Origin of the sequence: Streptomyces sp. NPDC003456, from assembly GCF_042878735.1 — a bacterium.
Taxonomy (GTDB): domain Bacteria; phylum Actinomycetota; class Actinomycetes; order Streptomycetales; family Streptomycetaceae; genus Streptomyces.
The window spans coordinates 54,870-73,907 of record NZ_JBIAOK010000002.1; the positions used below are offsets into that span (position 1 = coordinate 54,870).

Annotated in this window: 21 protein-coding genes; 14 read left to right on the plus strand and 7 right to left on the minus strand. The window is 73.8% G+C overall.

The annotated features are described in order from the left end of the window. Positions 1-127: 127 nt before the first annotated feature. The 6 genes from ACFYWG_RS05760 to ACFYWG_RS05785 all read left to right on the plus strand — a co-directional run bounded on the left by ACFYWG_RS05760 (position 128) and on the right by ACFYWG_RS05785 (position 5,603). A complete protein-coding gene (locus ACFYWG_RS05760; protein WP_383501184.1) occupies positions 128-1,756 on the plus strand; it encodes an MFS transporter in 1,629 nt (542 codons plus the stop codon). Positions 1,757-1,895: 139 nt separating this feature from the next. Beyond that, complete coding sequence (locus tag ACFYWG_RS05765; protein WP_383501187.1) at positions 1,896-2,081, plus strand: CsbD family protein; 186 nt, start codon at positions 1,896-1,898, stop codon at positions 2,079-2,081. Positions 2,082-2,417: 336 nt separating this feature from the next. Beyond that, the gene (locus ACFYWG_RS05770) at positions 2,418-2,615 is read left to right on the plus strand and encodes a hypothetical protein (RefSeq protein WP_376326096.1); all 198 of its coding nucleotides are present in this window, start codon (positions 2,418-2,420) and stop codon (positions 2,613-2,615) included. A gap of 162 nt (positions 2,616-2,777) precedes the next feature. After that, positions 2,778-4,133 carry a hypothetical protein gene (locus tag ACFYWG_RS05775; RefSeq protein ID WP_389199543.1) on the plus strand — a complete coding sequence of 452 codons (1,356 nt, stop codon included), beginning with the start codon at positions 2,778-2,780 and terminating at the stop codon, positions 4,131-4,133. Positions 4,134-4,136: 3 nt separating this feature from the next. Then, the gene (locus ACFYWG_RS05780; protein WP_389199545.1) at positions 4,137-4,994 is read left to right on the plus strand and encodes a ribonuclease BN; all 858 of its coding nucleotides are present in this window, start codon (positions 4,137-4,139) and stop codon (positions 4,992-4,994) included. A gap of 141 nt (positions 4,995-5,135) precedes the next feature. Continuing rightward, on the plus strand, positions 5,136-5,603 hold the full coding sequence (locus tag ACFYWG_RS05785; RefSeq protein WP_376326102.1) for an SHOCT domain-containing protein: 468 nt from the start codon (positions 5,136-5,138) through the stop codon (positions 5,601-5,603). 84 nt (positions 5,604-5,687) lie between these two features. Here ACFYWG_RS05785 and ACFYWG_RS05790 read toward each other — a convergent pair whose 3' ends face one another. Further along, the gene (locus tag ACFYWG_RS05790) at positions 5,688-6,167 is read right to left on the minus strand and encodes a winged helix-turn-helix transcriptional regulator (protein WP_383501199.1); all 480 of its coding nucleotides are present in this window, start codon (positions 6,165-6,167) and stop codon (positions 5,688-5,690) included. 102 nt (positions 6,168-6,269) lie between these two features. On the opposite strand from ACFYWG_RS05790, the gene ACFYWG_RS05795 reads away from it, so the two are divergent. After that, positions 6,270-7,439 (plus strand): thiolase family protein, encoded by a 1,170-nt coding sequence (locus ACFYWG_RS05795; RefSeq protein WP_385421089.1) that lies wholly within the window; start codon positions 6,270-6,272, stop codon positions 7,437-7,439. Positions 7,440-7,460: 21 nt separating this feature from the next. Here ACFYWG_RS05795 and ACFYWG_RS05800 read toward each other — a convergent pair whose 3' ends face one another. Next, on the minus strand, positions 7,461-8,252 hold the full coding sequence (locus ACFYWG_RS05800) for a TVP38/TMEM64 family protein (RefSeq protein ID WP_389199548.1): 792 nt from the start codon (positions 8,250-8,252) through the stop codon (positions 7,461-7,463). Positions 8,253-8,616: 364 nt separating this feature from the next. On the opposite strand from ACFYWG_RS05800, the gene tuf reads away from it, so the two are divergent. After that, positions 8,617-9,786 (plus strand): elongation factor Tu, encoded by a 1,170-nt coding sequence (gene tuf / locus ACFYWG_RS05805; RefSeq protein ID WP_389199550.1) that lies wholly within the window; start codon positions 8,617-8,619, stop codon positions 9,784-9,786. A 100-nt stretch (positions 9,787-9,886) separates the two neighbouring features. After that, a complete protein-coding gene (locus ACFYWG_RS05810; protein WP_383501210.1) occupies positions 9,887-10,732 on the plus strand; it encodes a spermidine synthase in 846 nt (281 codons plus the stop codon). Here the strand turns inward: ACFYWG_RS05810 and ACFYWG_RS05815 are convergent. Next, entirely contained in the window at positions 10,694-12,031 is a 1,338-nt protein-coding gene (locus ACFYWG_RS05815) for an MFS transporter (RefSeq protein ID WP_389199553.1), read from the minus strand. The genes ACFYWG_RS05810 and ACFYWG_RS05815 overlap by 39 nt on opposite strands. 25 nt (positions 12,032-12,056) lie before the next feature. Then, entirely contained in the window at positions 12,057-13,067 is a 1,011-nt protein-coding gene (locus ACFYWG_RS05820) for a hypothetical protein (RefSeq protein ID WP_376326113.1), read from the minus strand. A gap of 178 nt (positions 13,068-13,245) precedes the next feature. Here ACFYWG_RS05820 and ACFYWG_RS05825 point away from each other — a divergent pair, with 178 nt between their 5' ends. After that, on the plus strand, positions 13,246-13,683 hold the full coding sequence (locus ACFYWG_RS05825) for a DUF4442 domain-containing protein (RefSeq protein WP_385421116.1): 438 nt from the start codon (positions 13,246-13,248) through the stop codon (positions 13,681-13,683). A gap of 351 nt (positions 13,684-14,034) precedes the next feature. Then, positions 14,035-14,673 (plus strand): DedA family protein, encoded by a 639-nt coding sequence (locus ACFYWG_RS05830; RefSeq protein ID WP_383501216.1) that lies wholly within the window; start codon positions 14,035-14,037, stop codon positions 14,671-14,673. Positions 14,674-14,723: 50 nt separating this feature from the next. On the opposite strand, the gene ACFYWG_RS05835 is transcribed toward ACFYWG_RS05830, so the two are convergent. After that, the gene (locus ACFYWG_RS05835; RefSeq protein WP_389199556.1) at positions 14,724-15,251 is read right to left on the minus strand and encodes a gamma carbonic anhydrase family protein; all 528 of its coding nucleotides are present in this window, start codon (positions 15,249-15,251) and stop codon (positions 14,724-14,726) included. A 111-nt stretch (positions 15,252-15,362) separates the two neighbouring features. On the opposite strand from ACFYWG_RS05835, the gene ACFYWG_RS05840 reads away from it, so the two are divergent. Then, a complete protein-coding gene (locus tag ACFYWG_RS05840; protein ID WP_389199559.1) occupies positions 15,363-16,160 on the plus strand; it encodes an acyltransferase in 798 nt (265 codons plus the stop codon). A gap of 29 nt (positions 16,161-16,189) precedes the next feature. Here ACFYWG_RS05840 and ACFYWG_RS05845 read toward each other — a convergent pair whose 3' ends face one another. After that, a complete protein-coding gene (locus tag ACFYWG_RS05845) occupies positions 16,190-17,047 on the minus strand; it encodes an EamA family transporter (RefSeq protein WP_389199561.1) in 858 nt (285 codons plus the stop codon). 97 nt (positions 17,048-17,144) lie between these two features. On the opposite strand from ACFYWG_RS05845, the gene ACFYWG_RS05850 reads away from it, so the two are divergent. Together ACFYWG_RS05850 and ACFYWG_RS05855 are read left to right on the plus strand one after the other, a co-directional pair. Beyond that, positions 17,145-17,717: a helix-turn-helix domain-containing protein gene (locus ACFYWG_RS05850; protein WP_376326121.1), complete on the plus strand. Its 573-nt coding sequence runs from the start codon at positions 17,145-17,147 to the stop codon at positions 17,715-17,717. Between the two features lie 43 nt (positions 17,718-17,760). Beyond that, positions 17,761-18,324 (plus strand): YbaK/EbsC family protein, encoded by a 564-nt coding sequence (locus tag ACFYWG_RS05855; RefSeq protein ID WP_385421081.1) that lies wholly within the window; start codon positions 17,761-17,763, stop codon positions 18,322-18,324. Between the two features lie 72 nt (positions 18,325-18,396). Here the strand turns inward: ACFYWG_RS05855 and ACFYWG_RS05860 are convergent, their stop codons facing one another. Further along, a complete protein-coding gene (locus tag ACFYWG_RS05860; RefSeq protein WP_389199564.1) occupies positions 18,397-18,807 on the minus strand; it encodes a CoA-binding protein in 411 nt (136 codons plus the stop codon). Between the last annotated feature and the right edge of the window lie 231 nt (positions 18,808-19,038).

The following is a 19,038-nucleotide window of genomic DNA, read 5'->3' on the forward strand; positions in this document are numbered from 1 at the left end:
ACCGGGCCGAGGGTCCCTCTTCGCGGGTGAGGCGCACGGCCGCCACGAGGTGTGTCGTGGAGGGGCCCGGCGTGGTGCCCGGACCGGTACCGCGCCGGCATCCCTGCGCACCCGGCGAGGTGGAGACATGAAACGCTGGCGGGCTCTGATCGTCCTCGGCACGGCTCAGTTCCTCATGGTCCTGGACACGTCCGTGATGAACGTCTCCATCAGCCAGCTCGTCGAGGACTTCGACACGGAAGTCACCGCCATCCAGGCCGTCATCACCCTGTACGCGCTGGTCATGGCCGCCTTCATGATCATCGGTGGCAGGCTCGGCGACATCGTGGGCCGTCGCCGCATGTTCCTGCTCGGCCTGGCCGTCTACGGTGTCGGGTCCGCCCTCACCGCCGTGGCGCCCGAACTGTGGGTGCTCCTGCTGGGCTGGTCCGTCATCGAAGGGCTCGGCGCGGCGATGGTCCTCCCGGCGATGGTCGCCCTCGTCGCGGAGTCCTACCGCGGACGCGACCGGGCCGTCGCGTACGCGGTGATCGGCGGCCTGGCGGGGGCCGGTATCGCGGTCGGCCCGCTGCTGGGCGGCTGGGTGACGACCTATCTGACCTGGCGGCTGGTCTTCGCCGGCGAGGTCGTCATCGTCGCGGCCGTGCTGCTGTGCCGCCGCGCGATCAGGGCGGCGCCCGTCCAGGGCGCACGCCCGCAGCTGGACGTGGTGGGCGCACTCCTCTCCGCGGCCGGACTGGGGTTGGGCGTCCTCGGCGTCCTGCAGAGCAGCACCTGGGGATGGGTGCAGCCCCGCAACCCGCCCTTCACCGTCCTCGGCTTCGCCCCGACCCTGTTCGTCATCGGGGCCGGCGGGGCCGTCCTGGCCGTCTTCCGGTGGTGGGAGCGGCGCCGCTCCCACCGGGGCGACGATCCGCTCGTGCACCTGGACCTGCTCAGCCGGCCCGTCCTGCGGTCCGGTCTGCTGGCGCTGCTGAGCCAGAACCTCGTCCTGCTGGGGCTCTTCTTCACCATTCCGCTGTATCTGCAGGTGGTCCAGGGCTTCGACGCCTTCGAGACGGGACTGCGTCTGCTCCCGGTGTCGGCCACCATGCTGGTCACCTCGCTGGCCGCCTCCGCACTCGGGCGGAGGCTGGGGCCGCGCCGGGTGGTCCGGCTGGCCCTGTTCACCCTCGTGGTGGCCATCGTGTGGTTGCTGGCCACCATCGACCCGGCCATCGACGACGCGCAGTTCGCCGGGGCCATGGCCGTGCTCGGAGTGGGGATGGGCCTGCTGGCCTCCCAGCTGGGCAACGTCGTGCAGTCGAGCGTGGGGGAGGCGGAGCGCAGCGAGGCGGGCGGCCTCCAGTTCACCGCGCAGAACCTGGGGTCCGCGCTGGGCACGGCACTCATCGGATCCCTGCTCATCGGCTCGCTGGCCCACGCCTTCACCACCCGGGTGGAGGACGACCCGCAACTGTCGGCGGCCACGCGGGAGGAGGTCGGTGTCGCCCTCGAGGCCGGGGTCACCTTCGTCCCCACGGACCAGGTGCGCGCGGCGGCGGAACGTGCGGGGCTGCCGCCGGCGGAGGTCGAGGCCGTGGCGGATTCGTATGCCTCGGCCCAACTGCAGGGCCTGAAGGCGGCCATCCTGGCCACCGGGGGCATCGCTGCGGCCGGCTTCCTCGTCACCCCGAACCTGCCGGCCGCCAAGGGAAGCCGGCCGCGAAGACCGGACACCGCCGACCGGGCCCGGACACCCGGCCCGCCACGCTAGGTCCGCGAGCCCCCCTTCGTCCGCATCGACGACGGCGGCACCCCACCGCGTCGATGAGCGCCCCGAGTGGGCCATCGAGAACGTCCGTCCGCCCTCCCGCCCGTCACGCCGGGCAGGAGCCGTCGCAGGGAGAACCGTCATGAACCACGCCGTGATCAAAGCCAGGGGGAAGCTGAAGGAGATGGCCGGCAAGCTCACCGGGAACGACCGGCTCAGGGCCGAGGGGAGGACCGACCAGGCCAAGGCCGCGGCCGGCGAGGCGGTCACCGATGTCATGCAGCGGGTCCGGGGCGTCCGGGATTCCCTGAAGCGGGGCCGCTCGTGAGGCGGCCGCTGTGAGCCTCTCCGACAAGGGCGGGGCTCCCCCCCCGAGCCGTCGCGGACCCAGGGCCCAGGGACGGCCGATGGCTCACAGACGGTCGAGAGCCTGACCGTCCCGGAGTCCGGCCGGCACGCTCCTCCGCCTCGATGCCGCGACGCCTCGACGCCTCAACGCCTCGGGCGCGGAGGGCGTGCGGCGCCGTGGCCGACCGGACCGACCGCGGCTGGCGGCCGTCCGCGGCGGCTCACCTCCTCCGGGTGAGGTGTCGCACCGCACAAGGCCGGAGGATGACTGACAGGGCGCCGTCCGCCTGTCCCGGGCAACCGTGGGAGGAAGCTCGTGCGCTACGAGATCCGCGTCGAGGGCCACCTGTCGGAGACCCTGGCCAAGGCATTCCCGGAGCTGGGACACGTCGTGATGGCCGGGCAGACGGTCCTGTACGGCCACGTCGTGGACGAGGCGCACCTGTACGGGCTGCTGGCACGCTGCCAGTCGCTCGGCCTGCGGGTCGTGGAGATGCGCCCCACGCCGGAGTGAGGTGTCCGCCGGCGTGACCCTCCCCGCAGGTTCACCCACGGTGGGTGATCCCGGCAGCCCTGCACGGCGCGAGAGTGGGACGGCCGTACCGGGGCGCGAGGCGATCTCCGCGGTCCTGGGCACGGCAGTGCAACGGTCGGCGGAACGTCGGAGGGCGCATCCATGGACAACGTCGCGGACCCCGGCCCGCCCGGCCCTGGCGACGCCGCGCGGAGCCGGCAGCCCCTGAGCGCAGGGGAGAGGTCGGACTACGAGCGGCTGCGCCGTCGGGCGGCCGTGCGCCACCGGCGATCGCGCACGGCCGGGGCGTCCGTCCTGCTCCTGCTGACCCTGCTGCTCGCCCCGCTGGCCGTCGTGGCCGCGTGGGTCGAGGACACGGTGTCCGACACCGACAGATACGTGAGCACGGTCGCCCCGCTGGCGTCCGACCCCGCCGTGCAGGCGGTTCTGACGGAGCGTCTCACCGATCGTGTCGTGGACGGCATCGACGTCGAAGCGGTGACGGACTCGCTGGCGCGGACCCTTCAGGACGCGGGCGCGCCACCCCGTGTCGTCGACGGGGCCGCAGCCCTGGAGGCACCGTTGCAGAACGCGGTCCGGACGGCCGTGGACCGCGTCGTCGCCGGGGTGATCACGAGCGATGCCTTCCAGCAGGTCTGGGAGGGCGCCAACCGGCGCTCGCACGCCGCGGTGGTGAACATGCTCACGGGTGACCGCGAGGGCGCTCTGAGCGAGGAGAACGGCACCGTCCGGCTGAACGTCGGCGAGGTCGTCGACCAGGTGCAGCAGCGGCTCGTCGACGCGGGGTTCGAGAAGGCCGCCGCCATCCCGGACACCGACCGCACCGTCACGCTGTTCGAGAGCGAGCAACTGGGCAAGGCCCAGGACGCCATGCGGCTGCTGGACGTCCTCGGTGCCTGGCTGCCCGTCCTCACCGTCGTCCTGGCCGCGCTGGCCGTGTGGACCGCGCCGGCCCACCGGGTCATGCTGCTGATCACCGCGGCCGGCGTCGCCGTGATGATGGCGGTGCTGCTCGTCGCCCTGGCCGTGGTCCGGCGGGTCTACCTGGACTCGGTGCCGCCCGCGGCCCTGCCCGCCGACGCCGCCGCCGCCGTCTTCGACACCTTCGTCCGCTTCCTGCGCGACAGCGCACTCACCTTGCTGGTGGTGGCGGTGGTCACCGCACTGATCGCGTACCTCTACGGCCCCGGACGGCTCGCCCGCGGCGTCCGGAGCACGGCGGACCGCAGCACCTCCGCCGCCGGCCGGGCCCTCGGACGCGCAGGAGTGCACACCGGTGCGCTCGGGTCCTGGCTGGCCCGCCACCGGAAGTGGATCACCGGCGCCGTTCTGGCGGGTGGGGCACTGGCGCTGCTGCTCTGGAACCATCCCAGTGCCGGGGCCGTCGCCCTGGTCCTCGGCATCGCCCTGGCCGTGCTGATCGTCTCGGCGGTCCTCGCCGCCGCCGGGCCGCCCGGCCGGGGCGCGGACCCGGCCGGGCGCCGGGCGGCCACCTGAGCCATGACCGCGACATCCGGGAACCGGCAGGGCGGCCGCCGGCACGCAGGAGCCCACCCCCTGGTCCTCCTCCAGTCGGCGCACCGGGCTCGGCTGCTGTCCCGTCTGGCGTCGCTCAACATCGTCGAGGGGGCCGTACGGCTGGCCGCACAGGCCTTCCTCACGGCGCTCCCGTTGCTGATGACGGTCGCCGCGTTCGCGCCGGGCTGGATGCAGGACCTGCTGGCCGACTCCCTGCGGGCGGTGCTCGGCATACGCGGCGACACCCTCGACGAACTGCGCCGGGTCTTCTCCGCGACGGGCCCGACCCGCACCACCGCCGGAATCCTCGGCATCGTCGTGACCCTGCTGTCCGCGACGGCGTTCAGCCGCGCCCTGCAGGCCGTGTGCGAACGCTGCTGGCGCCTGCCGCGCGCGCCGATCCGCGCAGCCCTGTGGCGCTGGCTGCTCTGGCTGGTGGTCTGGCTGGCCTCCCTGCTCGTCCAGGCCCCGCTGCGCCACGGGTTCGGCGCCGGCGCGGCGATCGGCCTGCTGCTGTCCCTGCTCTCGGCCACGCTGCTGTGGTGGTGGTCCCAGCATCTGCTGCTGGGCGGGCGGGTCGGCTGGCGGAGCCTGCTGCCGGGGGCGGTGCTGGCCGGTATGGGCACGGTCCTGATGAGTCTGGCGGCCCGCCTGGTCGTGCCCGGTGCCATGGAGCGCAGCCTGCGGGAGTTCGGCCCGCTGGGCCCGGTGTTCAGCTTCCTGTCCTGGCTCATCGCGGTCTTCCTCGTGGCCGTCTCCGGCCTGGCCCTGGGGGAGTACCTCGCCTCCACCACCTGGTACCGGGCCGCGTTCCGCACCACCCGCGGCCGCCACCCGTGACCGGGCCCGCACGCGCGTCGGCGGGCAGCGCCCAGCCGGGTGCGCTCACCCACTTCGGGTGAGGCCGGCCGGGCCCCGGCGCGCGCACGCTGGGGGCACCGCCGGCAGCACGTCGAGCGGTGACGGCGAAATGAGGAAACGATGAGCGCGCAGACGTATCTGGCGTACGACTACCCCCTGCTGAGCGTCTTCTGGAGCATGCTCCTGTTCTTCCTGTGGATCATGTGGTTCATCCTGCTCTTCCGCGTCGTGGTCGACATCTTCCGGGACGACGACCTCAGCGGCTGGGCGAAGACGGGCTGGCTCGTGCTCACCGTCCTGCTGCCCTTCCTCGGCGTCTTCATCTACGTGATCGCCCGCGGCAAGAACATGGGGCGCCGTGAGATCGCGCAGGCCCGCGCCCAGCAGGAGGCCTTCGACGCCCGCATCCGGCAGGCCGCGGGCACGGCGGGCCCCACCAGCAGCGTCGACGAGCTCGCCAGGCTGTCGGAGATCAGGGACCGCGGGGCCATCACCGAGGACGAGTTCCGCCGGGCCAAGGAGCTCGTCCTCAGCGGCCACGCGCCGGCCGGACGGTCGGACTTCGCCTCGCACGCATCCGGCCGGTGACCACCCGCCGCACCAGCCCCGGCACGCCGGCATGCGTGCCGGGGCGGGACACCTGACAGGCCGGGCTCCGGCACCGTGAGCTGCTCAGTCCGCCCGGGCCGCGGCGGGCCCGGTGACGGTCCAGCCCGGTGCCTGCGGGTGGGCCGTGAGGTCCTCGTGGCGCACCTCGCCGCCGCAGGACCGGCAGGTGACCGCGGGGTCGAGGGTCCCGCCGCAGGTGTGCTCCAGGAGCATCGGGCGCTCGCCGTCGGCGTGGAGGTGCCGGTCGCCCCAGGCCATCAGGGTCCACAGCACAGGCTCCAGCTCCAGCCCCGCCTGCGTCGGCCGGTACTCGAAGCGCTGCGGGCGCTCGCTGTACGGCCGCCGGGTCAGGAGCCCGGCGTCGACGAGCCGGCGCAGCCGGGTGGCGAGGATGTCGCGCGGCGCGCCGATGTTGCGCACGAGCCGGTCGAAGCGGCCGTTGCCCAGGCAGACCTCGCGCAGGACGAGCAGGGAGTACTTCTCACCGACGAGCGCCAGGGTGTCGGCGATGGAGCAGGGACGCGAGTCCTTGGTGGCGGCCATGGGGCCAGTCTACGAGAGGGTTGGATTTTCCAACTCTCCGGTCTACTGTGAGTTCGGATTTCCTACTCACTGGTAGCTCCCTGGTAGCCGTGGAGGCCCGCCATGCGTGACGCAGTCATCGTCGAAGCCGTGCGCACCCCGATCGGCAAGGGCAAGCCGAACGGCGCCCTCGCGCACGTCCACCCCGTGGAACTCCTCGCCCACACCCTGCGCACCCTCGTCGAGCGCTCCGGAGTCGACCCGGCACTGATCGACGACGTCGTCGGCGGCACGGTCGACCAGGTCGGCGAGCAGGCCATGAACACCACCCGCTACGCCGTCCTGTCGGCCGGCTTCCCCGAGTCGGTGCCCGCCACGACCGTGGACCGCCAGTGCGGCTCCTCGCAGCAGGCCGTCCACTTCGCCGCCCAGGGCGTCCTGGCGGGGGCCTACGACCTCGTCGTGGCCTGCGGGGTCGAGTCGATGAGCCGGGTCCCCATGTGGTCCAACGTGCCGGAGGGCAAGGACCCGTTCGGGCCGGGCGTCGCCGAGCGCTATCCCGAAGGGCTGGTGCCGCAGGGGATCAGCGCCGAGCTGATCGCCGCCAAGTGGTCCCTCACCCGGGAGCGGATGGACGACTTCGCGCTCTCCTCGCACCGCAAGGCCGCGGCGGCCTGGGAGGCCGGGCTGTTCGACGCCGAGGTCGCGCCCCTGGAGGGCGTCACGCGCGACGAGTGCGTCCGGCCCGGCGGCACGAGGGAGACCCTCGCCGGCCTCAGGCCCGCCTACCACGACCCCCGCTTCGCGGAGCGCTTCCCGCAGATCGAGTGGAACATCACGGCCGGCAACGCCAGCCCGATCAACGACGGCGCCTCCGCGGTGCTCATCACGTCGAGCGAGACCGCGGCCCGGCTCGGGCTGCGCCCGCTCGCCCGGCTGCACAGCTTCGCCGTCACCGGCTCCGACCCGCTGCTCATGCTCACGGGCGTCGTCCCGGCCACCGAGAAGGTGCTGCGCCGGGCCTCCCTGACCCTGGACGACATCGACCTGTTCGAGGTCAACGAGGCGTTCGCCAGTGTCGTCCTGGCCTGGCAGCAGGAGACCGGGGCCGACCTGCGGCGGGTCAACGTGCACGGCGGCGCCATAGCGCTCGGCCATCCGCTCGGCGCCAGCGGCACCCGGCTGACCACCACACTGGTCCACGCCATGCGCGAACGCGGCGCCCGCTACGCACTGCAGACCATGTGCGAGGCGGGCGGGCTCGCCAACGCCATGGTGCTGGAAAGGGTGTGAGTCCGGCCGGCTGAGGCGCGGTCAGAGCCGGCGCAGGCGGTGCCGCTTGCGCCAGGCCACCACCACGCCCGCCAGCGCCGGCAGGGCGATGCAGGCCAGGGCGATCAGGAAGGCCGGGGAGGTCGGCGTCGAGGCGCGGGCACCGGCGACGGCGTAGGCCGCGGTGTTCGGGATCGAGCCGAGGGCCGTCGCCAGCAGGAAGGGCGCCAGGCCCATCCGGGAGACGGCGGCACAGTAGTTCGACGCCCAGAACGGCACACCCGGGAAGAGCCGCACCGCCAGCATCGAGCGGAAGCCGTGCCGGCTGAGCTGGCCGTCGGCGGCCTTCAGCCAGCGCCCCCGCAGCAGCGGCCGCAGGGCGTCCTGGCCGAGCGCCCGGCCCAGGCAGAAGGCGATCCCCGCGCCCAGCACCGTGCCCGACAGGGCCACCCCGAGACCGAGCTGCGACCCGAACAGGGCACCCGCCGCGAGGTTGAGCAGCGGCCTCGGCACGAACGCCACGGTGCACACGCCGTACGCGGCCGCGAACACCACGGCCGCCATGGCGCCGCCGATGTAGGGCGGCCAGCCCTCCGTCAGCAGCCGCTGCGGCTCGAACAGCAGCACCGCGCCGGCGCCGGCGCCGAGCAGCGCCACGAGCAGGGACAGCCTCGACCACGGGGAGAACAGCACTCTGGTGCAGCGGGCGGCGAAACCGGAGGGTGCGGTGGACGGGGCGGTCGTGGCCCGGGGAGCGGCGACGGCGAGTTCCGCGGTGGTGGCCCGGGGAGAGGCCGTTGCGGTGCCCCCAGAGCGGGTGGTGGCATCGAGCATCCGGTGACACTAACCGACAAATGTGTGTGATCGCCGTATGGTTCGTCTCACGAGCGTCACAGGACCCCGGGGGCGCGCCGTGCCCGGGCCGGGGGAAAACCATTCGACGCGCGGGGTGTTGTCGGCGAGGATCGACCCCATGTTCCGGCACGCCTTCGCTCTCGCTGCAGCCCTGGTCAAGGGCGCTCCGAAGGCTGCCGTCGTCACTGTCGCGGCCGTCGCGGACGGCGCCCGAAGCTGACCCTCCCCGGTTCGTCCGGCGGGCCCCGCGAGGGGAGGGTCGGGCAGCGCCTCGGGGTCCCGGATTTTTTCTTTTCGCCGACGCGCGCACCGCGCCCCCGGCCAGACGCTTCGAGGTACAGCCATGCCCAAAACGGCCTACATCCGCACGAAACAGCATCTCAACATCGGCACCATGGGCCACGTCGACCACGGCAAGACGACCCTGACCGCCGCGATCACCAAGGTCCTCGCCGACCGCGGCACCGGCGCGTTCGTGCCGCTCGACCGGATCGACCGGGCGCCCGAGGAGGCGGCGCGCGGCATCACCATCGACATCGCGCACGTCGAGTACGAGACCGACACCCGGCACTACGCCCACGTCGACATGCCGGGGCACGCCGACTACGTCAAGAACATGGTCACCGGCGCCGCCCAGCTCGACGGGGCGATCCTCGTGGTCTCCGCGCTCGACGGGATCATGCCGCAGACCGCCGAACACGTCCTGCTCGCCCGGCAGGTGGGCGTCGACCACATCGTCGTCGCCCTCAACAAGGCCGACGCGGGCGACGAGGAGCTGACCGACCTGGTCGAGCTGGAGGTCCGCGACCTGCTCACCGCGCACGGCTACGGCGGCGACTCGGTGCCCGTCGTCCGGGTCTCCGGGCTGAAGGCGCTGGAGGGCGACCCGCGGTGGACGGCGTCGGTCGAGGCCCTGCTCGACGCGGTCGACACGTACGTGCCGATGCCCGAGCGGTACGTGGACGCGCCGTTCCTGATGCCCGTCGAGAACGTGCTCACCATCACCGGCCGGGGCACCGTGGTGACCGGGGCCGTCGAGCGGGGCGTGGTGCGCGCGGGCGACCGGGTGGAGGTGCTCGGGGCCGGTGTGGAGACCGTGGTGACCGGGCTGGAGACCTTCGGCAAGCCCATGGAGGAGGCGCAGGCCGGGGACAGCGTGGCGCTGCTGCTGCGGGGTGTGCCGCGGGACGCCGTCCGGCGGGGGCACGTGGTGGCCGCGCCGGGGAGCGTGGCGCCCGGCCGCCGCTTCACCGCCCAGGTGTACGTGCTGTCCGCCCGGGAGGGCGGGCGGACCACGCCCGTCGCCACCGGGTACCGGCCGCAGTTCTACCTCCGCACCGCGGACGTGGTCGGGGTCGTCGACCTCGGCGAGCGGGCGGTGGCCCGGCCCGGGGACACCGTCGTCATGAGCGTGGAACTGGGGCGGGACGTGCCGCTGGAGGCGGGCCTCGGGTTCGCCGTCCGCGAGGGCGGCAGGACCGTGGGGGCGGGGACCGTGACCACGGTGGGCTGAGCGGCGCGGGACCGCGCCACGGGCCGCCCCCGTGCGGAGCCACCGCACGGGGGCGCAGCCCCCGCCCCGCCCGCGTGCCCGCCCCCGGCACAATCGAGGGGTGAACGAAGCCCTCCCCGTCGCCCGGCCCGTCGATCACGGGTTCGCCAAGCTCATGCCCGACGTCGACCGGGAGCGGGCCTGGCTGCTCACGGTCGACGGGGCGCCCCAGTCGTACGTCGACCTGGACGACCCGGCGCACCTGGAGTTCGAGTACGCGCGCCGGCTCGGGCACGCGCTGGACGTCGTGGCCGAGCCGGGGCGGGCGCTGGACGTGGTGCACCTCGGGGGCGGGGCGCTCACCCTGCCCCGGTACCTGTGCGTCACGCGCCCCGGCTCACGGCAGGACGTCGTCGAGGCCGACAGGGCACTGCTGGAACTGGTCGCCGAGCACCTGCCGCTCCCCGAGGGGGCCCGGGTGACACTCCACGCGGCGGACGCGCGGCGCTGGCTGGAGGAGGCGCCCGGCGACTCGGCCGACGTCGTGGTCGCCGACGTGTTCGGCGGCTCCCGGGTCCCCGCTCACCTCACCTCGGTGGGCCATGTCGGCGAGGCCGCCCGCGTGCTGCGGGGCAGCGGGGTCTACCTCGCCAATCTGCCCGACGCGGCGCCCTTCGCCTTCCTGCGCTCCCAACTCGCCACCCTGGCGACCGCCTTCGAGGAGATCGTGCTGATCGCCGAACCCGGGGTGCTGCGCGGGCGGCGGTTCGGGAACGCGGTGCTCGTCGCCGCGCACGCGCCCGTCGACGTCGCCGCCCTGGCCCGGCTCGCCGCCGCCGACGCCTTCCCGGCCCGGGTGGTGCACGGCGCCGCGCTGCGGGAGTTCACCGGTGCCGCGCGGCCCGTGCGGGACGAGGACGCCGTCCCGTCACCCGAGCCCCCCGACGGGGCGTTCGGCATCGGCTGACGGCTTTCCGGCGGCCTCACCGGTGACGCCCTTCGCCACCGGTGTGGTCCTGCGGCGCAGGTTGCGCACGTCCGGCACGCACAGCACGGCCGCCGTGACCAGGACCACCAGGCCGGCGCAGCCCCACAGGGCCGCGGTGCGGCCGAAGGCGTCCTCGGCCGGTCCGGCCGCGGCGGTGGCCAGGGGCACGAACGCCACGGAGCCGAACCAGTCGTACGCCGAGACCCGCGAGAGCTTCGCCTCCGGGATCTCCTGGTGCAGGGCCGTCATCCAGGAGACGCCGAACACCTCGACCGTCGCCCCGGCGACGAACATCACCGCGAACAGCACGCCGATCGGCACCGGGACGGCCAGGGCGGCCGAGGGCAGCGCCAGGGGGAACACGCACAGGGTCCCGGCCAGCAGCAGCCGGCGCGGCTTCCAGCGGGTCATCAGCAGGGCGCCGGCGACGGTGCCCGCGCCGAACGCGCCCAGGGCCAGACCCCAGGGGCCCGCCCCGCCCAGGTGGTCGCGGGCGACCAGGGGGCCGTAGACGGCGTCGGCGGCGGCGACCACGGCGTTGGCGACGGAGAACTGCACGACGATGCCCCACAGCCAGGGCCGGCCGGCGAACTCCCGCCAGCCCTCGCGCAGATCGGAGAGCAGGCCGCCGCCCGGCGCCCGGGGCGGTATGTGCCCCACGTCGAGGAAGGCCCGCAGCGCCCCGGCGACGGCGAACGCTGCCGCGTCCGCGGCCAGCACCCAGCCCGGACCCATCGCGGCGACCATGGCGCCGCCCAGCGCGGCCCCGCCGAGGCCGGCTCCCTGCATCGCCATCCGGAACACCGCGAAGGCGCGGCCCGCCTGCTCGCCCTGGACCGAGGACATCAGCATGCCCTCGGCGGCCGGGCCGAAGAAGGCCTGACCGGTGCCGCCGAGGGCGGCCAGCAGCATCATCTGCCACAGCAGGGGGTCGCCGGTCAGCACGAGAACGGCGAACACGGCCTGCGACAGGCAGTTCAGGGCGTTGGCCGCGACCATCACGCGGTGCCGGGGCAGCCGGTCGGCGACGGCGCCGCCGATCAGCAGGAACAGCACCAGCGGCAGTGTCCGCGCCGCCGCCACCAGTCCGACGTCGCCGCCGTCACCGCCCGCTTCGAGGACGGCGAAGGCCGCGGCGACGAGGGCGCCGTTGCTGCCCAGGCTGGTGACGACCGCGGCGGCGGTCAGCAGGGAGTAGTTGCGGCCCGCCCAGGCGGGGCGGCGCGAGAGGGTGATCGGCACCCCGTGACTATCCACGGGAAGGGGCCGGCTTGCCAAAACGGCGCGGGCCGGCCCCGCCCGGTCAGGACTCCGTGGGCGCTTCCTCGGTGAGGCGCACCGTGCTCAGGATCTTCTGGACGGTCGCCTCGGGCAGCTCGTCCTTGACGCCCTTGGCCCCGTACAGGTTCCACGTCACGAAGTCGCCGGCGCCGTTCTTGAAGGCGAAGGTGATCGCCTTGCCCTCGCTGTCGCACTTGCCGTTCTGCGGGGTGTTCTCCGAGCGCGCCGTCGCGACGCTGCCCTTGATGCCCGACTTGGTGGTGTACGGCTTGGGCTTGGTGTACTTGACGCTCTTCTTGTCGGGCTGGGTGTAGCCGCCGAAGATCCACCACGGGACGCGGGTCTCGGCCGCCATGTCCGTGTTCTTCGCGCCGTTCTCACCGCGGGTGCCCGCGACGGCCAGCGCGGTGTCCTCGTCGCGGCCGTCCTTGTCGTCGTCGCTCGTGCACCACTTGGACTTGAAGTACGCCGGGGCGGTGACGGTGGTGCGGTCCAGCTCGCCGTCCTTCTTCTCCCACTCGAAGCCCACGCTGGTGTCGGGGGTCTCGATCTCCCAGTCGGAGGGCACGTCGAACTTGGTGCCGAACCGCGGGTTGACGACGACCTTCCAGCCGGGAACGGTCGCCTTCTCCGGCCCGCCGCCGCGCGGGTTGTCCCCGCCGCCCGAGGCGCTCGGGTCGGCCGAGGGGTCCTCGGAGGCGGTCGGGGACGGCTTCTTCTTGCCGTTCGTCCCGTCCGCGGTGTCGTCCTTGTCGCCGCCCAGCACCAGGAAGCCGGTGACCCCGGCGGCCACCACGACCGCCGTCGCCGCGATGATCGCGACGAGCTTGGTCCGGTTCCCGCCACCGCCCTGCGGCGGCTGCGGTGCACCCGCCGGCGCGGGCGTGCCCCACTGCGGCTGCTGTCCGTAGGGGTTGGGCTGCTGGTAGCCCGGCTGCTGATACGGATTCGGCTGCTGGTACCCCGGCTGCTGGTAGGGGTTGTTCGTCTGCGGGTTCTGCTCGCCCCCGGGCGGCTGCTGTCCTGGCCACATGGGCAGTCACCCTAGCCGCGCTTCGGACACGATTCGGTCACCGCCCGTGGACGGGGACGTAGCAACCCGGGGGCGGAAACGTGCGGGACGTGCGGCGGCGGCGTGTGCGGCGGTGCTCACACGGGCCTGGTCAGACGAGTCTACTCGTGAGTAACATGCGGTCATGAGCGCAGACCAGATGTCCATCGGCGAGATGCTCGCCGCCACGGTGCCCATGGCCCGGACCCTGAACCTCGAGTTCCTCGAGACCTCGCCGGAGCGGGCGGTCGTCTCCCTGCCGGACCAGGGCGAGTTCCACAACCACGTGGGCGGCCCGCACGCCGGCGCGATGTTCACGCTGGGCGAGTCCGCGAGCGGGGCGATCGTGCTGGCCGCGTTCGGGGACCAGCTCGCGCGCGCCGTGCCGCTGGCCGTCAGCGCCGAGATCGCCTACAAGAAGCTCGCGATGGGCGCCGTCACGGCCACGGCCACCCTCGGCCGCCCGGCCGCCGAGGTCGTCGCCGAACTCGACGCCGGTGAGCGGCCCGAGTTCCCGGTCGCCATCGCCATCCGGCGCGCCGACGGCGCCGTGACCGGGGAGATGACCGTGGTGTGGACCCTGCGGCCCAACGGCTGAGCGTCCCGTCGGCACGACGTCCGGGCCCCGGCCCCGTGCCGGGGCTCTCGTGCGTCGCGCGCCGGACCGGGAGGAGCGTCCGCCCGGGTGGCCCTGGCCGCGCCTGGTGCATCGGCCCTGCGTCGTCCGCCGGCCCCGCGCCCGCGATTTGCGTCCGCCGGCCCCGCGCCCGCCCCTGTGCGCTGTCCCGCTGTCCGGTTCGCGCGGTCGTGCCACATCCGTGAGCCGTGTATCCGGTTCCCTGGCCGCGTACATCGCCGAGTGGAGCTGGAACGCCTGAGGCACGAGGGACGTCCTCCCAGCCGGTAGGCTTCCCGGGCACGCAGGGAGGCTCAGGGAAAGGAACCGGCGTTGCACGTCCAGGAGTGGCTCGAAACCGTACCCGCGGTCGCCGTCTACGCGCTGGTGGGCGTGGTCATCGGCCTGGAAAGCCTGGGCATCCCGCTGCCGGGCGAGATCATCCTGGTCTCGTCCGCGCTGCTCGCCTCCCAGCACGGCGACATCGACCCCGTCGTCCTCGGCGCCTGCGCCACGGCCGGGGCGATCATCGGCGACTCGATCGGCTACGCCATCGGCCGCAAGGGCGGACGGCCCCTGCTGGCCTGGCTGGGCAGGAAGTTCCCCCGGCACTTCAGCGAGGGCCACATCGCCACCGCCGAGCGGTCCTTCGAGAAGTGGGGCATGTGGGCGGTCTTCTTCGGCCGCTTCGTCGCCCTCCTGCGCATCTTCGCCGGCCCCCTCGCGGGCGTCCTGCGCATGCCGTACTGGAAGTTCGCCCTCGCCAACGTCCTCGGCGGCATCCTCTGGGCCGGCGGCACGACGGCCGTCATCTACTACGTCGGCATCGTCGCCGAGTCGTGGCTGAAGCGCTTCTCGTGGCTGGGCCTGGTGGCGGCGGTCCTGGTGGGCCTGACCTCCATGCTGGTCCTCAAGCGCAAGGCCAAGAAGGCCGGCCGGCACCTGGAAGCGACCGGGGCGCAGACCTCCTAGGGGCGCGAGGCCGACCGGCCCCCGGGGGGAGCGTCGCTCCCGCCGACGCCCTACGTGTGCGCGTCCCGGTGCGCCTTCGCGAGCTCGGCGTACATCGTGCCGTTGAGGGTGACGCCCTGCCGCTCCTCGTCCGAGAGCTCACGCCGCACCTTCGCGGGCACCCCGGCCACGAGCGAGCCGGGCGGCACGACCATCCCCTGGGGCACCAGCGCCTGCGCGGCGACGAGGGAACCCGCCCCGATCACCGCGCCGTTCAGGACCGTCGCCCCCATGCCGATCAGGCAGTCGTCCTCGACGGTCGCCCCGTGCACCACCGCGTTGTGGCCGATGCTGACCCGCTCACCGATCCGCACCGGGAACCCCGGGTCGGCGTGGAGGGTGCAGTTGTCCTGGACGTTGCTGCTCGCCCCGACGGAGATCGCCTCCACGTCGCCGCGCACCACGGCCCCGTACCAGACGCTCGCCCCGGCGCCCAGGGTGACACCGCCGATGACGGAGGCCGTCGGCGCCACGAACGCCGTCCCGTCGATCTCCGGCTCCCGGCCGCCGATCCCCGTGATCATCGCCCGCTGTCCCATGCCCGCCTCCACTGACGTCGTCGATGATCCGCACCGTAGCCCACGCCGTGGGGCGAAGATCACAGGCCCTCTCCCTCATGGGCGCTCGCCCGGCTGAGTACGGTGACTTCCGTGCCGAAGCGCAAGAACACGTTCTCATCCTGGCGGCGGGGCCTGACGCAGCGCGCCGTCCACGCGGGCTGGGCCTGGTTGCAGCGGACGGCCTCCGTGACCGCCGAGCACCCCGGCCGGTACCGCTTCGGCGCCATGGGAACCGGTACCAGGCTCGCCTTCCCGCTCGGCACGGTCTTCGGTGAGCCGTGGATCCGTCTCGGCTCCCACTGCATCATCGGCGAGCAGGTCACCCTCACCGCGGGCCTGATGCCCGACCTCGACCTCGGACCCGATCCGATCCTGCGGATCGGCGACGGCGTGGTCCTGGGCCGCGGCAGCCACGTCATCGCCGACACGACGGTCACCATCGGCAGCGACTGCTACTTCGGCCCCTACGTCTACGTCACCTCCACGAACCACTCCTACGACGACCCGCACCAGCCGATCGGCAAGCAGTGGCCGCGCATGGAGCCGGTGGAGATCGGGCCCGGCTGCTGGATCGGCACCGGCGCGGTGATCCTGCCCGGTGCCCGGATCGGGCGGAACGTGGTGGTCGCCGCGGGCGCGGTCGTGCGGGGCGCGGTCCCCGACCACTCCGTCGTGGCGGGCGCGCCGGCCCGCGTCGTACGCCGCTGGACACCCGCCGACGGCTGGCAGCCGCCGCTGCGCACCCCGCCGCCGGTGCCCATCCCGGAAGGGGTCACGCCCGAGCAGCTGCGGGCACTGTCGGAACTGGACGAGGAGACCGCGGCCCGGCTGGCCCGGCTGGACGAGGAGGCGGGGTCCGGGCTGGCGGAGCTGGAACCGGGACCCTGAGCCGCCGGGCACGCCCCCCGGCCCGGGGCTCAGCCCGAGGCCAGCAGGACCGTACCCACCAGGGCCAGCCCGGCACCCGCCGCCTGGACCCCCCGCAGCCGCTCGCGCAGCACGCCGCGCGCGGCCACCGCCGTCACCACCGGGTAGAGCGAGGCGAGCACGGCCGCCACCGTGACCGGGCCCTGCTGGGCGGCGATCGAGTAGGTGCCGTTCGCGGCGACGTCCGCCAGGCCCACGAAGGCCAGGGCGGGCAGGGAGCGCCACGGGAAGCCCTCCGCCGGCAGCGCGGGGGCGCCGCGCCGCACCGAGACGTACAGGGCCGCCCCGCCCGCGGCCACGTTGGTCACCCGCTGCACGAACAGCGCCAGGAACAGCCCGGTCAGGGTGCTCGACGCCTCGGCGATCAGGGCCATCACGGCGCCGAAGCCGAACGCCGCGACCAGGGTCAGCACGATCGCCTGGCGCTGCACGGGCGCGCCGCGGAACTGCGGCCCGCCGGCGAGGCAGATCCCGGCGACGGCGACGAGGATGCCGGCGAACTGCAGCAGGCCGGGGCGTTCGCCCAGGACCAGGCCCACGCCCACCGGTACGGCCACGCCGATCGACCCCAGCGGTGAGACCACGCCCATCGGCCCGAGCGCCAGGGCCTTGTAGAAGGCCAGCATCGCCACCGGCCCGACCAGACCGGCGGCCACGGCGAACCACAGCTGCGGTCCGGCCTCGCTCCAGCCGCCGGTCGCCACGACGATCGCGCCGAGGACGGCGACCGCGATCGACTGCGAGGCCACGACCACGGTGAGCGCGGGCGTGCGGCGGGTCAGCAGTCCGCCGCCGAAGTCGGCCAGGCCCCAGAGCAGGCTGGTGGCCAGGGCGAAGAGCGCTGTCATGGGACGGATGCCTCGCAGTACAGTTCAGTGAACGAACAGGTCAACCACACCATAGTGCAACTCACTGCACTGTGTCATACAGAATATTGGACGGAACGTGTCGGACCTCGAGCTGCTGACCCAGTCCCTGGCGCGCAGCGTCAAGCACTGGCGCGCGGTACGCGGCTTCACGCTGGACGTGCTCGCCGCCCGCGCAGGAGTCAGCCGCGGCATGCTCATCCAGATCGAGCAGGCCCGCACCAACCCCAGCCTGGGCACCGTCGTGAAGATCGGCGACGCGCTGGGCGTCAGCATCACCACCCTGCTCGACTACGAACAGGGCCCGAACGTCCGCATCGTCCCCGCCGACCAAGCCGTCCGGCTCTGGCACACCGACGCCGGCAGCTACAACCGGCTGCTCGCCGGCACCGAGGCGCCGGGGCCGCTGGAGATGTGGGACTGGCGGCTGATGCCGGGCGAGAGCAGCCCTTCCGACCCGCACCCCGCCGGCACAACGGAACTGCTGCACGTCACGGCGGGGGAGCTGACCCTCACCGTCGACGGGGCCGAGCACCGGGTGCCGGCCGGCGCCAGCGTCCACTTCGAGGCCGACGTCCCGCACACCTACGGCAACACCGGGGACGTGCCACTGGAGATGGTCATGGCCGTCTCGGTGCCGCCCGTCTCCTGAGACGCCCGGGCGGCGGGCCGTCCGCCGTTGTTAGCGTGCGGCCATGCACGCACCCCTCGGACACTTCGACGACGCCCGACCCGCCCCCGCCTGCCTCGACGAGCTGACCGCCCCGGTCGCCGACGCCGTACGCCACTGGCGGGGCAGTGTCCCCGCCGATCAGATCGTCTACGTCGAGACCGACCCCGCGTGGGCCGACACGGCGACGTTCGTCGAGCACTACGGGCAGGACCTGCTGGAGCGCTCCGCGAACTGCGTGGTCGTCGCGGGCAAGCGGGGCGGTGACACCTCACTCGCCGCGTGCGTCGTGCTGTCCACCACCCGGGTCGACGTCAACGGCGTGGTGCGCCGCCAACTGGGCGCCCGCAAGGCGTCCTTCGCCGCGATGGACACGGCGACCGGCGAGACCGGCATGGAGTACGGCGGCATCACCCCGATCGGACTGCCCGCCGGCTGGCCCGTCCTGGTGGACGCGGCCGTGGTCGACCTGCCCTACGTCCTGGTCGGCAGCGGCCGGCGGCGCGGCAAGCTGCTGGTCCCCGGCAAGGCCTTCGCGGAACTGCCGGGCGCGGTGGTCCTGGAGGGCCTCGGAGCCCCCGTCCAGTAGCGGGCGGCTCATCACGGGGGCGGACCCGGCCGCGGGAACGCCCCCGAGGATCATGGGCCGGGGGCGGCCGAGTCAGCCTCCCAGACGGGGGATCTCGATGGCCGGGCAGCGGTCCATCACCATCTCCAGACCCGCCGCACGCGTCCGCTCGTACGCCGCCTCGTCGACGACGCCCAGCTGGAACCAGACGGCCTTCGCGCCCTTGGCGACGGCCTCGTCCGCGACCGCGCCGGCCAGGTCGCTGTTCACGAAGACGTCCACCACGTCCACCTCGAAGGGGATGTCGGCCAGGCCGGCGTACCCCTGCTCGCCGTGCACCGCCTCCGCCTTCGGGTGCACCGGCACGACACGCTTGCCGAAGCGCTGCAGCGTCGCGGCCACGCCGTACGCCGCGCGCTGCCGGTTCGACGACAGGCCCACCACGGCCCAGGTGTCGCCGAGCCCGGTGAGAATCCTGCGGACCGTTGCCTCGTCGCCGTACACCGGTGACCTCCTCGGGTCAGTCGCGGAAGAACTGTGCCCCGGTCAACGACCCCGGCCGCCCGGTGATTCCCCGCACCCGCGCGATGGCCCACCGAAGCGATCCGGTGGGCGAACCTCGATCTGCTCGACCTGCGTCCGCTTCCTCGGCACCCTGCGGCCGGCCCCGCGTGCGCCCCCCGCGGCCGTGGCGCCGCCACGCCGACGCGAACACGCCGCGCCGGCCCGCCCACC

What these genes read in the sequence shown, in the direction of transcription:
- ACFYWG_RS05760 (WP_383501184.1), top strand. Translation starts at nt 128, where the DNA reads ATGAAACGCTGGCGGGCTCTGATCGTCCTCGGCACGGCTCAGTTCCTC.
- ACFYWG_RS05765 (WP_383501187.1), top strand. Translation starts at nt 1,896, where the DNA reads ATGAACCACGCCGTGATCAAAGCCAGGGGGAAGCTGAAGGAGATGGCC.
- ACFYWG_RS05775 (WP_389199543.1), top strand. Translation starts at nt 2,778, where the DNA reads ATGGACAACGTCGCGGACCCCGGCCCGCCCGGCCCTGGCGACGCCGCG.
- ACFYWG_RS05780 (WP_389199545.1), top strand. Translation starts at nt 4,137, where the DNA reads ATGACCGCGACATCCGGGAACCGGCAGGGCGGCCGCCGGCACGCAGGA.
- ACFYWG_RS05785 (WP_376326102.1), top strand. Translation starts at nt 5,136, where the DNA reads ATGAGCGCGCAGACGTATCTGGCGTACGACTACCCCCTGCTGAGCGTC.
- ACFYWG_RS05790 (WP_383501199.1), bottom strand. Translation starts at nt 6,167, where the DNA reads ATGGCCGCCACCAAGGACTCGCGTCCCTGCTCCATCGCCGACACCCTG.
- ACFYWG_RS05795 (WP_385421089.1), top strand. Translation starts at nt 6,270, where the DNA reads ATGCGTGACGCAGTCATCGTCGAAGCCGTGCGCACCCCGATCGGCAAG.
- ACFYWG_RS05800 (WP_389199548.1), bottom strand. Translation starts at nt 8,252, where the DNA reads ATGCTCGATGCCACCACCCGCTCTGGGGGCACCGCAACGGCCTCTCCC.
- tuf (WP_389199550.1), top strand. Translation starts at nt 8,617, where the DNA reads ATGCCCAAAACGGCCTACATCCGCACGAAACAGCATCTCAACATCGGC.
- ACFYWG_RS05820 (WP_376326113.1), bottom strand. Translation starts at nt 13,067, where the DNA reads ATGTGGCCAGGACAGCAGCCGCCCGGGGGCGAGCAGAACCCGCAGACG.
- ACFYWG_RS05825 (WP_385421116.1), top strand. Translation starts at nt 13,246, where the DNA reads ATGTCCATCGGCGAGATGCTCGCCGCCACGGTGCCCATGGCCCGGACC.
- ACFYWG_RS05835 (WP_389199556.1), bottom strand. Translation starts at nt 15,251, where the DNA reads ATGGGACAGCGGGCGATGATCACGGGGATCGGCGGCCGGGAGCCGGAG.
- ACFYWG_RS05845 (WP_389199561.1), bottom strand. Translation starts at nt 17,047, where the DNA reads ATGACAGCGCTCTTCGCCCTGGCCACCAGCCTGCTCTGGGGCCTGGCC.
- ACFYWG_RS05855 (WP_385421081.1), top strand. Translation starts at nt 17,761, where the DNA reads ATGCACGCACCCCTCGGACACTTCGACGACGCCCGACCCGCCCCCGCC.